General features: G+C 59.1%; 6 protein-coding genes, 1 tRNA gene and 1 pseudogene. All 8 read right to left on the reverse strand.

Annotated features, from left to right (window positions below; genetic code table 11):
- A pseudogene (locus JYJ84_RS13790) lies at positions 1–415 on the reverse strand (hypothetical protein); the annotation flags it as partial.
- Between the two features lie 37 nt (positions 416–452).
- On the reverse strand, positions 453–4,742 hold the full coding sequence (locus JYJ84_RS13795; RefSeq protein ID WP_175222301.1) for an Eco57I restriction-modification methylase domain-containing protein: 4,290 nt from the start codon (positions 4,740–4,742) through the stop codon (positions 453–455).
- On the reverse strand, positions 4,739–7,597 hold the full coding sequence (locus JYJ84_RS13800) for a helicase-related protein (protein WP_175222300.1): 2,859 nt from the start codon (positions 7,595–7,597) through the stop codon (positions 4,739–4,741). The genes JYJ84_RS13795 and JYJ84_RS13800 overlap by 4 nt, the downstream gene beginning before the upstream one ends.
- Positions 7,594–12,882 (reverse strand): DEAD/DEAH box helicase, encoded by a 5,289-nt coding sequence (locus JYJ84_RS13805; RefSeq protein ID WP_205189225.1) that lies wholly within the window; start codon positions 12,880–12,882, stop codon positions 7,594–7,596. Before JYJ84_RS13805 ends, JYJ84_RS13800 begins: the two co-directional genes overlap by 4 nt.
- A gap of 556 nt (positions 12,883–13,438) precedes the next feature.
- Positions 13,439–13,514, reverse strand: a tRNA-Ala gene (locus JYJ84_RS13810).
- A gap of 66 nt (positions 13,515–13,580) precedes the next feature.
- Positions 13,581–13,946, reverse strand: a complete 366-nt coding sequence (locus JYJ84_RS13815) for a c-type cytochrome (protein WP_174962390.1) — start codon at positions 13,944–13,946, stop codon at positions 13,581–13,583.
- The gene (locus tag JYJ84_RS13820) at positions 13,943–14,734 is read right to left on the reverse strand and encodes a BON domain-containing protein (protein WP_175222299.1); all 792 of its coding nucleotides are present in this window, start codon (positions 14,732–14,734) and stop codon (positions 13,943–13,945) included. Before JYJ84_RS13820 ends, JYJ84_RS13815 begins: the two co-directional genes overlap by 4 nt.
- 17 nt (positions 14,735–14,751) lie before the next feature.
- The coding region (locus tag JYJ84_RS13825) for an SIS domain-containing protein (protein WP_205189226.1) at positions 14,752–15,049 on the reverse strand (298 nt) is incomplete at its 5' end.

Here is a 15,049-nt window from a genome sequence, read left to right on the forward strand (position 1 = left end):
GAGCCATTCCCGTCGGCTGTTCCGGAGGCGACTTCAGCAGTGTCTGAGGCAATTGCCCCTGCACCGCATAGTGCTCTCGACTCAGCCCCAATGGGCGCACCACGCCCCACTGTTTTCCACACAACATCACTTCGGCAGTGACCCAGCCTGCAGGAAAAGCGGCTGCAATATGCTGCTGTTGCTCTTCTGTCGAATGTCCTTGTTCACCCAGGCAGTAACGTAGCAAGCGGCAGAATAGCGTCTTGCCACTGCCATGGCCTAGACGGTTACTGTCGGTCTCGTCACCTGCTTCTGCTGGATCGGGTGACCAAACGACATTCAATCCTGGGCGCAAAGCGATGTCACGGATTATGGTCTCGGCATCTCTCCAAAGCGTAAGCCTACGCACCCATAGGCGCGGCTCGCTGTCACCCATACGAGGCGTAACCTTCAGAGGTTCACCGGCAAATAAGTCAGGCTGCCTGCTCATTGACGAACTCCATCAAGTCTAGAGGGAGGCCTTGCAGCAGCTGGCCCATATCTTTTTCCTTTAGCCAACCGACGACCCAGCGTGCCCGCCCATCAGCCCAACTCGAAGTATCATAAAACTGCAGGCCATCGCCTGGTGCCCATGTGTCCAGAAGAGACTCCTCCACTAGCTCGCCACGGGCTCGCATCTTCTTCACAGCCACCCCGAAGCTTGTGCGTGCGACTGGCACCAACCTGTCGATGCCCACGGGCAGTTCCTTGGCTTGATCTCCGATGAGCTGGCACCACTGGAGCGCCACGGGCGCAGGCGCGATGCGAGAGAACAACCTAGGCTCGGCACACATCAGTGCCGCCAGTCGTACCTGTTGCATCTCAGCCGGCGCGGCAAATGCCTTCAGCACAGCAGCCAACGCCAATGTGTCGTTCGTTACCGGATCCTCCCCTGCAGAGGCCCAGATGGCATTCGGTAACTCAGCGACTTCGGCCAAAACAGTTTCGAACGCGGGCGCGCCGACGAGCAACGTTGGCGGCACAGCCTTGGCGACGCGCTTTATCGACGGACGCTTAGTTTTGCCTTTCTCGGGCGCCTCCCTCGCCTCTTGGCTAGCACGCTCGTGGTTCAATGCCAGCAGCCGCTTGAGCACCTCCTTGCGTGACGCAAGACTAAATGTATAGCGCACGCGGTCGTTCTCAGGCAGGGTTTCTACCTCAATGAAATCGTGGCCCAAGTTCAACTCGTTCCAGCCGTAGGTATCACGGACGGCGTTGTCCAAAGCGACGTGCAGACGACGTAGCTCCAGCAATCCCTCGAAGCCCTTGCGGGCAACATCGAGGGAGCTCTTGCTGACCTTCGCGACTAGCTCAGGGCTCAGGTCGCGAGCGTGGAAAAGGTTGTAGACATCGGTGACACCCAGCCAAAGTTCGCGCATCAGGTGCTGACGGTGCTCGTGGTACTGCTCGCCGAGATTGGCCAAGGTTGCATCCGCAGTTCGCCAGAGGTCACCAGGAAACGCGAAGGTCTCGAAGCAGTTCGACGGCGAGTAGCGTAGATCTTGCTTCAGCGCACCACTGTACTTTCGCGCCCAAACTTCATGAAGCGTGGATTGAACAACGGCGTAATGGTCCCATCGGTCTGACGCGAGTACGTAAAGCGCATCGGAGAACACCCGATTTGTCGGGGACACCGAGAAGTTGAGATGCTTAGTTGTACGAGCCGCGATAAAGCAGCGACGAATTTTCTTGATAGCATTCGTCAAGCCGGGGCGGTGCTCCGCGTAGACCCACCAGACATCCCGATAACGCTCTCGGTTCTGGGTCGCCCTAAACGGCTTCACCGAACTTTCTACGATATGGAATGGCTCTTTGTATCCCCGTGCCCTCTCAATAGGCCAATCGAAAAAATTGATAATTGTCCTTCCGGGCCTCTGCTCAGGATCGCGATTGAGTTCCTGTCCGTTGATGATCGGAAAGAGAACGTCAGAGTTCTTTGGGTCATCTTTGCGCAGTTTTTCCGCCTCACTGTGATCCATCAAGAACCCATCTCCCAGAAAGATCGAGCCCTGGAACATCCTCGCCGCATTCAATTGAATCTTGAGCGGTTCCCCTGCATCGATGGCGTCATCTAGAAAGGCACTGATCGTTCCCACTGCTCGCCCATCCAGCACGCGTGGCTGATCCCAAGCCCCCTTACGAATCGTAACGGCCGCCACCACCAGCTTCGCACTGCCCGGCCACTTTATCGCTCGTACAGCGTGATTGATCGTTCCACCGGCCGCTATGATTTGCTCTAAACCATCGCGTCGTATGTCGCCGTCCTTGATAGAGTTCGTGGTCAAGAACGAAATAAAGCCCAGCGGCTTTAAAAGACCGAAAATGCGGCGAATGAAATAGACAACAAGATCGCTAAGTCCCGCCGGAGCATACTCCCACTTCACGTAGTGGCAGAACGGGTGCCCGTAGCTACCACTCAGATCCTGACCTCCGAGGTAAGGCGGATTCCCCAAGATGCAATCGAATCCTCCACCCGCCATCACTTCTGGGAACGCCAAGAACCAATGGAAGAAGCGCTTCCTCTCGGCCAATTCCCACGCTTCAGCAATCGCGTGCCCCTGCGGCTTGCTCTCACCTTTCCAGTAAGCGCGAAACTCTTCCTCAGTGATATGCATCGCCGACGGGCTTTTAAGCTTCGGGATATAGAACTGCGCGATCGGCAGTGCCGCAAGCCGCTCCATCCGTAACGCTTCTACCGAATGCGACAGTACGTCAAAGCGCCGTCGTTTGAGTTCCACCTCTTCCGGCGTGTGTTCAGGCAACGCTTCCAACTCGCGCCAGCGCACCAACGTCGCGTCGAACTGTCGCTCGACTTGGGAGGCGAACCTCATAGTGCGCTGTCCCGCACGCTCCATGCGGTTGCGCTGACGCAATTGAGTTGCGATCGCGCGGTCGTCTCCCGGCATCGCGACAAAAGCCTCATCGGGGATGCCTCGCAACTCGATGTCTTCGCGTCGCATATAGCCAACGATCGCATTGCCGCACTTGATGTGATGGTCCAGGAAATTCAGTGGCTCGCCAGGCACGTGCGCCTCAAGCCACAGTGCCACCTTGCACAGCTCTACCGCCAACGGATTTAAATCGACGCCATAGATGCAGTGGCTGATGACGTCGCGCACCGCAGCGCGTAGCGCCAGAGGCGAGGGCTGATCTTCGCCGGTGCGCACGATGGCCAATTCCAACCCAATGCGTCGCGCAGCGGCCAGTAGGATATGGCCCGAGCCACAAGCTACGTCGGCCACACGCAGCGAGAGCAGTGCAGCCTGAGGGTCCGGCGCATTCAGTCGCTCAGCGATCAGATGATCCACCGAGTGTTTGATAAGCGGCTGCACAAGTTCGTCGGGTGTGTAGTGCGAGCCAGTGTTGGCGCGCTCGTCGCCCCGCTTGAAGGCGAAGCTGGTCCGCGCTCCATCAATTGAGATGATTGGCTCGTACTCCAACAAGCCCTCATACACCGAACCGAACTCCTCTACGTTGAGCGCACCGTAGTTGGCACGGATAAGCTGGCCGGTGTCGAGATGGTGATAAAGACTTAGCGCGCGTAACGCCGCGAGCAGCGCGTCATTGCCCAGCGTACAACCGGCCAGCGTTGCTACCGCCTGAGGGTCGAACAGATCTCCAGCCAGCGGCGGCACACCTAGCTTTGCGCCTGGACCGCCGGCCTCGAAAAGGCCAAAGCTGGTCCGCAACGCCGGCCATAAGTCGGCATGGTTGCGATCGGCCAAGTGGCGCTTTTCGCTCAGGCGGCGCAGCCGCGTCACGCTATAGAACTGCTCGTATATATCGCGCTGGCGCGTTGGTGTGCTCGGTGGGAAGACAAGGCCGCGCTCCTCTATGACCATTAGGAACAGCAGGCGGTAGATCAGGCGCAGCAACTGCTTGTAGAAATCCGCAGCGCTTAGTTGGCCACTAACGACCTGTTCGCGCAACGCCTCGTTGAACTTGTGCTGTAAAAAACCATTCGCTAGGCCGACGATGGCCTGCTCCACCGCCCTCGAGAGACCTTCACGTATGCGCGAGCCAGCGTCCAACGAGTCTTGGTGGTAACGCTCAATCCAGCTGTGTGCAGCCTCGTCAGAATTAGCGGGCAGTCGACTAGCATGCAGTAAGCGGTAAAGCACCGCGAAGTCGGCGAACAGTCCGTCGCCAAAGATGCGGTCGAGATCGAATTCAAGGTAAGTGAGCTTGATCAGGCGCGAGCTATCGCGCAGCAGGCGTAGCACACGACCATTGGTGACCAAAGCGTATAGCTCGTCCGTCAGATTCAGGTATTCCTGCACGATGGCGTGGGCGGACATGCGGAGCACGCCGGGGCGCGGTTCCGGCTTGCGATCAAGTCCAGCTGGGTCGCGCGCGCCGACCACGTGCACCACGGTGCCTCCTCGATTGGTCACGCGGTGCGAGAGAGGGTAAAGCTTGCCGTTGGCCTCAGCACTCTTGGCTTGGTACTCAAGCTGGTAGCCAAGCAGACCCAACAATGGCAATACCCATTGTTGCCGCGTTTCTGTTGTAGCGGAGCTCTCGGGACGCAGCGACTCAAGCTTGCGCTGGAAGATGCGCCAGTAATCCTGCGCATCGGCCCAAGCACGGGCAATTTCGTCTTTGACCCTGGCAGTGCCCTCTAGGCCAAAGTCAGTGGGCCGTTGGCCAGCTACGTCATCGAGGCGGCCTAGGACGTCGGGCGAGAGGATGGATCCCTCGATGCGGATGCTGGGATAATTCATTGTGCTACCTCTGGAAGCAACACGTAGATGCCCAACGTGTCCATCGGCAACACGGGATAGACGACCTGAAAGCGCTGCTTGTCCATGAGCGCACTGAAGCGCTCATGGGCTTCTACTAGTCGCTTTGATTGTGCTTCGGCGATATCCGTGAAGGCTTCACCCATTGCATCCAGCAGACCTAGTTCATTTTCCAAGAAGCTGGCACGCGCCTGGGATGACAGATCGGAAGTTGCGCGCGCCTCGGCGATGAGGGACATGGCCGCAGCATGATCCAAGAACTCATTCCGTTCCGGCGTGCCTCGCCAGCCCCAGAGCAGCATCTCCTCAGCGACGATCTGGTGGTGGTTACGCGACTGCTCGATGACATTGCGACATCGGAACAGCAGCAGCGTGGTCTTCGCGCCTACCGCGCTGGTACGAATTACGGCGGCACGGGCAGCACGCTTGTCCTGACGGTTGATGGTGTTAGCCATTACCGTTTGGCACAGCAGTTCGACGAAGGGGTGGTTACGCCCTAGATACAGGTAGCCCTCTGCCGTGGGTGAGCGGAAACTAATGAGCAGCGTTTCACCGACGGGCAGTGCCTCGCGCAGCGTTGCAGTCAGGTTGGCAGTAACAAGGCGGTAGCCCGCGCCCATGGGCGTGATCTGGACACCCATCACGTTGTTCAGCACGCCGGTAACAAAGTTCTCAACCGCCTTAGGATCGCCAATGGCCTCGTCGACCTCGCGCAGGTCGGTCTCGATCTCGTGCGCCTTGATGGTGTGTTGAGCGAAGATACTTCGCGAGGCTCTCTCGCGTGCGGCGGCCTCATCAAGTTTATGCGTGACCTCGCTCTTGGCGGTGGCAGCTTCCTCGAACTCGCTGAAGTCGAAGAGCAGACCTTGCACACCCTGCTCAATGCCAATTTGGCGGCTGGGGTTGAGCAGCAGCGCTTGGGTGATGGTGTCGATGATGCTCTGTGAGTCTTCCGGAAAAGGCACGTTGATGCCCGTGGAGCGCTTGATCTCGCGCACCTTGCGTAGCAGGACGTCGAGCACGACGCCGTCGATGGGATTATCTGCGCCGTAAAGTAGGCATGCCTTGACCTCGGGCGCGACTTGACCGAAGCGGTCCACACGGCCTTCCCGCTGCTCTAGGCGATTCGGGTTCCAGGGTAGATCGTAGTGCAGGATAGCGGTGAACTGATCCTGCAAGTTGATGCCTTCGCTTAGGCAGTCGGTGGCGACAAGCACGCGTAGACTGGACTTGCCCATGGCTTCGATACGCTGTTTGCGCATCTCGTCGGGCAGTTCGCTGGTGATAACTTGCAGATCAAGCTTGGGGAACTGCTGACGCAGCATCCGTTCCAGGTGCTCGCCAACGTACTTGGCAGTCTCAATATAACGGCAGAATACAACTGGACAGAAGGGCGCGGGAGACTTGAGCCAAACAGTGATTTCATTGGCAGCGGCAGCGAGCTTTCGGTCGTAGTCCGGCCCGACGAGTGTTTGCAAGCGTTCGGCAAATCCACGCAACTGTCGGCGCTGATACTCGGACCAGTCGGCACGCTCGACAATCTGAGTAGGCGCATTGTCGCCTTCGTAGCCGAACTCAGTATCGCCGACAGGGTTAGGAACGCCTTCAGGCTGAGCATCGCGTTCTTCGACTTCGCCGACGTCGACGAGTGACGACATGCGAGTGTTCAGCATTTCGATGCCAGCTGCAGGGCTGGACATCACGCCACGCAGCAGGCCCAAGGCTGTCCAATAATGGACGCGCTGGCAACGGCTATCTTTGTCAGGTGCAATCAGTTTGCGTGAAAAATTTATCAGCTCGCCGAAGAGTTGCAGGTAGCGCGCCGAAAGCTTGTAGTTCCGCTCATAGGCGTCTCGGCCGGGAAATGGTGTGTCTTCGCCCAACCATTTTTCGACGTCGCCGCGCTTGCGCTGGACAAAATGACGAGCCAGCTCTGTACGCTGAGCACGAGAAGCAGAGGGCAAATCGATATGCTCGAACTCGGGCTGAAGCAGGCCGAGAAGTGACTGGAACTCCTCAGATTTGCCGCTGTGCGGCGTGGCGGTGAGCAAAATCAGGTGCTGGTCGGGTTTGGCCGCAATGCGACTGACCAGATGGTAGCGTTGCTGTTGGCTGGTGGAGGTACCAGCCGGGCGGGCACAAGTATGCGCTTCATCGACGACAACCAGTTCGGGACATTGCTCGATGAAGACATCGCGCCGCACATCGGACTTGATGAAGTCGATACTAATAACTTGATACGGATAGTGGTCGTACACACTAGTGTCGCCGTGGATCTGGCGGTCTAGCCGGGCCTGCGTATTGGAGCGGATGATCACGGCTTCCAGATCGAGCTTGGCTCGGATCTCGGCCTGCCATTGCTCGCACAAGTGCGGTAGGCAGACGACGGCAAAACGCTTGATGCGGCGGCGCTCCAGCAATTCGCGGATGATGAGGAGCGACTCGACGGTCTTGCCCACCCCGACGTCGTCTGCTACGAGCAGGCGGATACGCTCTTGGCGCAACGCCATGACGAGTGGGACCATCTGGTACGAGCGAGGGCGGAACGAAAGCTTGGCTAGGCAACGAAACGGCCCCGCACCATTTCGGAATGCTAGGCGCGCGGCATCATAGAGCAAGCGCGCCGTGGCGAAGTCACCGAGGTCGGCTGCCCCGGGTTCCTCGAAGCGTGCGTCCCGCGGCTGTTCTCCGCCCAACGGCAGATACAGACCTGCAATTTCGTCGTCAGAGCCGCCCAGCGGCTTCAAGACCAGCAGTTCCGGGTCTTCCGAGGGCAGCACGACCCAGTCGCGCCCGCGTAGCGCGACCAGCTTACCGGGTTGCAGGGCAACGTTCATTTTACTTTCTTGAAGATGTCCGGACGCGCGGCCACCTTGGCGGCCAAATTGTCCTTATAGTTGTAGACCCAGACCTCGTCACCGCGAGCGAGGATGGCCTGGCGCTTGGTGGCGTCGTCGGCCTGTACCGAAGGGTCGTCGTGTGGCGTTCCGTCGCAGAAGATCCAGATACGAGGCTCGTAATAGAAGTCCGGCCGGATGTAGAAGCCGTCGACTGATTTCTGCGCAGCATCAGGCAGGCGAAGGCCATTAGCGTGCAAATGCTCGATGAACTTACGCTCGGTGGAAGAGCTGGGGTCCAGGTTCCTCAACAAGGTGGTGTATTGGTCTTCGTAACTGCTATAGCTCTTGTTGGTCTGGATTTCCAGTTCGCATAGGGCCAGCTTTGCAAGGGCGTCTTGGATCAAATGGCGATCGATGGTCTGGTGGTCGCGTTGGTTGTAGTAGCTCAGTAAATCGTCATACGAGGCTGGGCCTCTGTAGTCAGAGGCGTCGAAGCGGCAGAGCGTACGCGCCTGCTCGACCACGACCCGGAAGGCGCCAATATCCTCGACGAAGCGAGAGAGGATGCCCAGGCTACCTTCAGCCGATTCGTATAGCAGAATATTGGGTGCCTTGGGGTCACCGACGCTAATGACGCCGACTTCACTAGATTCGACCTGGAAGACCTGCTCTATGGCGCGCTTGAGCGCATACTGAAGCGTGATGACGCCCTCCGGCGTGAGGCCGAGGGGTTGGACAGGGACGATGTAGAGCGCATCGGCCAAGTTCGAAGTCCAGAGATGAACGCGACGGTATTCCTCGCGCTGCTGATCGTTGGCCTCCGGCACCGAAGCACGCCATTCACCACTAACCATACCCATGGGAAAGCCATCGATACTTTGTGAGCGCCATTTCTCGCTGACATGAACCAGGCGCGCCGCAGGTACGAACATCAGGTTGATCAATGCATCCGTAGCCACCTTGAGACGGGCGCGTTGCACCCGGTCTACGTCGCCGCCATCGATGCTGAAATAGGTTTTAATTTCAAAACCGCGCGAGGCGCGCTCCTCTTCCTCACAAGAAATGCGATCCACTTCCTCCGCGCGGGACTCAGCCATTTCAAGAAGGTTGTGCAAGTGCAGCTTGTTGGCTTTGTCCGCCAGGCTGACGCCTGAAATTGGGCAGGTCTCCAACTGCAACTGATCACCAACAAGGAAGTAGCCCGCCTTGGTGCTAATCTTAGCTTCGGTAAGCGCGGCATCCGGCTCTTGCACGACCAGTTGGCGAATCTGGTACTTGCGACCACTGTAGTAGATGATGTTCAGTGGACCGAACTCGCGCAACGCGATCGAGCGCGGGCGCGAAATGAATTCGCCGTGCGTGTCGGCCGTAGGCAAAAACACACGTAGGGGAAGACGGGTGAAGTTGTAGCCGGGCAAAAAACCTTCGGCAGCCAAGTAGCGATAGGGATAGAACTCCGATAATTCAGAGAATCCACCACCCTGGTTACGCAGCAGGTCGAGTTGGCGGGTTGCCTGATCTTGGGCACGCTTGTACTTGCGATACTCGTCGCTACCTAAGCTCAAGATGCCGCTCTGGATCTTCTGCGTGGCTTTATCGAGCGTACCGCGAGCGGAGTGGTAGAGAACACGCCACCGCTCGATGGCGCGATCTAAATTATCAGGCAACGCTTGCAGCGTCTGCTCGGACCAGGCGTCGGTAAACCAGAGGGCGGCCTTTTCCTTAAGAGTGGGCTCAAAGTCCCTGATGACGCGTTGAAAGCTGGCTCTAACACGATCCTTGGTGGCCGCGCCTAATTGTAGGCCAGCGCGAACGGCCGGGAGCAACGGAAGTTCGTGCTTCTCTTCGTCAATGAAGCGGGCCACGGACGGACGGCCGCTCTCTCCGCTCTCCAGACCCGGCAGGCCGACTTCAGAGATCGCCAAGGCGTTGAGGTGTGTTTGCAGTAGTTCGCGATTGGCCAAATCCAAGCGTGGTGCCTGCACAATGCCAGCGACGAGATCAACCTGACGACTGAAGTAGTGACGGTCGTGTGGCGAGTAGGTCGAACAATAGGTAAACACGAGCGCGCCTTGCCCACCCCGGCCCGCGCGGCCCGCGCGCTGAGCGTAGTTCGCTGGGTTCGGCGGCGCATTGCGCAAATGCACAACGCTCAGCCCACCGATGTCAATGCCCAATTCCATGGTCGGTGAGCAGAACAACGCACTGATCGATTGACTGCGGATACGAGGCAGGTCAGGAATACTTTTCTCGGGATCGAGGAACCACTCAGCGCGGAAACGCTCTTCGCGATCGCGACGCTCAGCCACGCCAAGTTGGCCCGTGTGATCCTCCGCGCGCAGGCGCTTCGCGGCGGCAAAGTCACGCTGATATAGATCCTGAAAGAAGCGGTTGGGCTTAGGTGCTTGCTGCTTATAGCTGCGGCGCTTAATGAGGTCCGCCTTGACGGTCTCCAGATCACCTGGGCGCCATAGGATCTTCTCGATACGCAGACGATAGAGAGTGATGCTCTCGTTGTTCTCGCCTTTGGCAGACTGCGAAGCAAGATAGTCGGCGCCTTCGAGCTTCTTCAGCAGGGCCCTTATGAAGACGCCGTAATGGTCGCCACGCAATTCGACATCTAGTTCACGCTGCTTGACGAAGAGCTTAATGAACTTACCCAAGCCGCTAGCCGGCCCCATACTTTTGGATGCCACTTTTGCGCTGCGATGCAGCGCCTCCAGACGCATGTAGAACGGCTCGCGCAGCGTTTCGTTAGGGTCTAGCGTCCACGGGCTACGCAGCTTCTCGCGGAATAGCTTCTCGTGTTCGCGTAGCTTAGCGTGGGTCAGGTAGTTCTCACTGTGAAGTGCATATTCGAGACGGAAGAAGTCGAGGATCGCGGTGAGGAAGAGCAGCCGGTCGTCGAGTTCTAGCTCATCCAAGATGGGCACGTTTTCCCAATACTTGTCCTGGGCCGCAACCTCGGTCAGGTCCACATAACCTACGTCGAGTAGCGCACACTGCTCCAAATTGGGCAAAACGATACGCCAGCTCCGGCGCAAATCTCCGAGCGCACGATAAAGCAGGAAAGTCTGGAACTGGTCGTCATAGCTGCGCTTTATGTTCGGTAGCTCGGGCTCGTCAGCCCGGTTCGCGTACTCGATAAACGGAAGTTTCAGTGCGGAGAGGATGGCGGGCCCAAGGCGCTCGAACGTAAGTCCATCGTCGCCAGCACTCGCGACCGCGCGATGGATGCCAGCGCGTAGGCGCACCACTTGTACAAAGTCGTTGAAGTGGCCGGCTTGGAGGGCGGCATCCTGGCGATTGTCGGTGAAGCTGATGAGTTTCTGGCTGCGCAACTCGTAACCAGCGTCACTAAGGCGGTTGAGGATTGAGAACGTTGTGATCGTCGTGGACGTGCTGCGGCCTTCGCTACCCAGCTTGGTGAGCTTGGTGCCTTCGTTGGTTTTGGTGTCGAAGAAGACGCCCGCCGTAGGGTCGAACAACAATGGAGCCTTCATGAACCAGCCGCACCACTTGAGCGTTTCGTTCTCCGAACAGCGGCCAGTTTCGTCGAAATACAGGCGCACCGGGAAGAAAGCACGTTTGCGGGTGTCCGGGCCGTTCCGGCCCCGGTTGAGCCACGTGTCTGGCAGAAAAGTCAAATCCTCGCGGTCATCCCAAACGTCGTCACCCACGATCAGGTAGCCATCGTGGCCACCATCCTCCTCATCGCTAGACTCACGGAACTCGCGCGGCACCAAGCGGTCACCTACGCGCGTAGCACAGATGAAGGCGTGACCGCTGGAACGGCTGAAGACGTTAGGGAAAATGGGCTTCTTATCGTCTTCGTCGCTCTTGAAGAATCCAGGCTCTAGCGTGACGAAGCGGTTCGCGTCCTGATCCAACGTCGTGTAGACGGAACCGGTCTGCGAAATAAACTGGTGCAGCTTAAAGGGAAGCACCGTGTAGCGCTGACCAGCGTCTTGCAGCGTTTGGTTTACGGTGCTGATCCAACGCAGTAAATCGCCGAGAGCTTGCTTGGCAATCGGGGCGTCGACCCCGGCATCCGAAGCAAGCCGTTGTACAACCTCGCTCAGCGTTTGTGGCCTGCCTCGGACAAGACCGGTCGGCCCCTCGGCCAGTGCAATGGAGCTTTCCAGCCACTTGCCGAGCGGATGGGCGCACAAAACATCAAGGCCAGCCTTAATGTCGATACCAGCCCGAACGGCCGTCCTGAGCGCGGCGACATCGGGCCGCTCGAGCTTGTCTCCAAGCGATGGCGCGAGCGACTCGTTCACCACCTGAGAGGCCAGGAAGAGCCTGCCGAACAACACCGACGCGACGCCAGCAATCTGTTGCTTCTGCTGAACGAGATCACCACCGGACGCCATCGTAGCGGAAGTGCCAATGCAGACGAGCTTGTGCTTACATTGCGCCTGAATACGCCTGATGAGCATCGCCACGTCGGCGCCTTGGCGACCGCGGTAGGTATGCAGCTCGTCGAAGACAAGGTACTGCAAGTGCTCATAGATGCTGTCGCGTATGGTCTGCTCCGCAGTACGCGTAAGCAACAACTCCAACATCATATAGTTGGTGAGCAAGACGTGCGGCGGGTTCTCGCGCATACCATCGCGGGTATCTTGCTTTTCCTGACCCGTGTATTGGCCAAAGGTGATGGGAAAGGCTTGGCCCGTCGCCTTCTCGTAGTTCTCTTGATAGCGGCGAAACTCCTCGAACTGCGAGTTGATGAGCGCGTTCATCGGATAGACGATAACCGCACAGATACCCCCCACAGCAGGCTTGGCCAGCAAGTCGTTAAATATCGTCGCGATGTAGGTTAGCGACTTGCCAGAGCCAGTGCCCGACGTGACGATGAAATCCCTGCCGGCCGTGCCGAGCTGAATGGCGTCGACTTGGTGCTTGTAGAGCGAGTAGCCTTTGAAAATGGAGACAAGGTCCGGATGAACGCCCCCCTTAGCAGCGACTTCGGCGACCGTGCCAGCGGATTCGAACGCGGGATTGAACTGCAGCAGTGGCTCCGGCCAGAGCCGTCCTTCAGACAAACGTGCCTCGACCGCCGAGCGAATCTGGGGATCGATGATGTTGAGGAAGCTCTGGATGTACTTAGCGTAGTCGTCAACAACTCTGGAGTGGGTTCCTAGCACGTCCACTGAATCTACTTCCTTATTGTTGTGGGCCAGTTCTGACGTGGTCCTTCCGACCGCTGAACGCGCAAGCCAGGCCACATTGTTGGCATATTGCGTAACAGCCTTCCCTACGATACCGAAGGCTGACAACCGCAACTCCCCGCCCGCATTACGTCAGGCAACAGCGGTACCTGCGTTTGCGACATGGCGTCCGTGACTATCAACGTTGCGGAGCCAAGTATACGGCGCCACCGCGTGGCACCCAGACGCAAAAGATTGAATATATTAGACGTAACCTAGAGTTAGCGCGATCAACAGCCAACTATCGCCCCGCGCCACAAATCCCCATGACGGGTCAAGGCCGTGGAAAACGCTGACATCCTGCTTTCGGGAACCCTGCCGCTTCGCGGGCCGCAGACACGCCAATAAGGCGGATCTGATGGGTCGGGTTCATTGAAGGGGCGTTCGGCTGCAGCTACACCAGACGATCATAGATCATCGCCGTCACCGTCCGACACTTTTCGGTGGACAGTTTGCGGCTTAGCCCTCCTGACGAGGAATTCCGGTGCTTCAACAACAAAAGCCGACTCACGGTCGGCTTTTGTTGTTGAAGCATAACTTTGCACTTTGTCAGGGAAGCATATCTTTGCACTTGGGGCAAAAATATGCTTCCTGTCTCATTGCGATCGAGCCCTTCGAATCCCGTTGGTGGAGCGGAGGAGGATCGAACTCCCGACCTTCGCATTGCGAACGCGACGCTCTCCCAGCTGAGCTACCGCCCCAACAGTCAATCATCATACACACGCGTTTCTGCGCTTGGCAATAGGGGTTAAGTCACCCCTGAAGCGTTACTTTGACGGCGCGCCAGCCAGCACCCATTCGACCACCGAACGCACGTCGGCGTCGCTCATGCGCGGATGCGCGGGCATCGGAATCGCGCCCCAGACGCCGGAGCCGCCCTCCTTCACCTTCTTCGACAGCTTGGCCACGGCCTGCGGATCGGCCTTGTAGCGGGCGGCGACATCCTTGAACGACGGGCCGACGAGCTTGCGGTCGACCGCGTGGCAGCCCATGCACGCGTTGCCGCGCGCCACCTTCAGGCCGTCACCGACATCCGCGTGCGCGACCGCACCGAACGTGCCCGCCAGCAGCGCCACGGCCGCGGCGCCCTGCACCATCCATTGTTTCATCTGCGTCATCTGCCTGCTCTTCATTGCGACGGTGCTTTCGGGTTGCCCGGGCGCACGCTCGACGAATTCGAAATCGGCGCGGGCGGCTGCAACGGCGTGGACTGCACCGACGCGTCGGGCACGGCGCCGACCGTCGCGCTATCCGCCGGTGCGGCGGCAGCCTGCACGCCGCTCGCGGGCGATGCGTCCTGCAGCGCCTGCGCGTCCTGCGGCTTCACGTACTGGAACACCTTCACGACCTTCTCGACGCCCGGCACCTGGCTGGCGGCTTCCGCGCCGCGATTGCCCTCGTCGACCGTCACGAGCCCCATCAGGTACAGGTTGCCGCGTTCGCTGACGACCTTGTAGTAGTTCGCCGAGATGCCTTTCGTCGCGATCAGCTCGGACTTCACGCGCCCTTCGAGGTACGAGTCGTTCGCGCGCGACGACAGCGACGACGCCGGCTCGACCGACAGCTCGTTGACGATGCCGTTCACGTTGTTGATGGCGCGCACGATCTCCTCGGCGCGCTGCTTCGACGCATCGTTCGGCACTTCGCCGGTCAGCAGCACGCGGCGGTTGTACACCGTCACGTTCACGTGCGACTGGTCGGGCAGCCCGTTGTTGATCTGCGTGAGCGACTTGACCTGGATCTCGCGATCTTCCGTCTGCGCGCCGAGCGTACGGCGATCGGTCGCGATCAGCGCGCCGCCGCCGGCCGCTGCGCCCACGACCCCGAGCACACAGCCCTGCAGCGACACGGCGAGGCCCGCCGTCAGCGCAGCAAGCAGCGTGGTTCTGACGAGCGTCTGTTTGACGCGGCTTTGATTCATCGACGGCTCTCCTTCATTCAATCCTCACCCAGCAGCATCGCGTCGATGCCGTCGCACAGGCAGTGGATGGTCAGCAGATGGACTTCGTGGATGCGCGCCGCGCGAACGGCGGGCACGCTGATCGGAATATCGGTATCGGACAGCGCGGCCGCGACCGCATGGCCGTCGCCGCCCGTCAGCGCGACGACGGTCATCTCGCGCTCGTGCGCTTCGTCGATCGCCGCCAGCACGCGCGGCGATGCGCCGCCCGGATCGAGCACCAGCAGGATGTCGCCGGTCTGGCCGAGCACGCGCACCTGCTGGGCGAACAGTTGG

The organism is Burkholderia sp. LMG 13014, from assembly GCF_905232215.1.
GTDB lineage: Bacteria > Pseudomonadota > Gammaproteobacteria > Burkholderiales > Burkholderiaceae > Burkholderia.

What these genes read in the sequence shown, in the direction of transcription:
- JYJ84_RS13795 (WP_175222301.1), bottom strand. Translation starts at nt 4,742, where the DNA reads ATGAATTATCCCAGCATCCGCATCGAGGGATCCATCCTCTCGCCCGAC.
- JYJ84_RS13820 (WP_175222299.1), bottom strand. Translation starts at nt 14,734, where the DNA reads ATGAATCAAAGCCGCGTCAAACAGACGCTCGTCAGAACCACGCTGCTT.
- JYJ84_RS13815 (WP_174962390.1), bottom strand. Translation starts at nt 13,946, where the DNA reads ATGAAGAGCAGGCAGATGACGCAGATGAAACAATGGATGGTGCAGGGC.
- JYJ84_RS13800 (WP_175222300.1), bottom strand. Translation starts at nt 7,597, where the DNA reads ATGAACGTTGCCCTGCAACCCGGTAAGCTGGTCGCGCTACGCGGGCGC.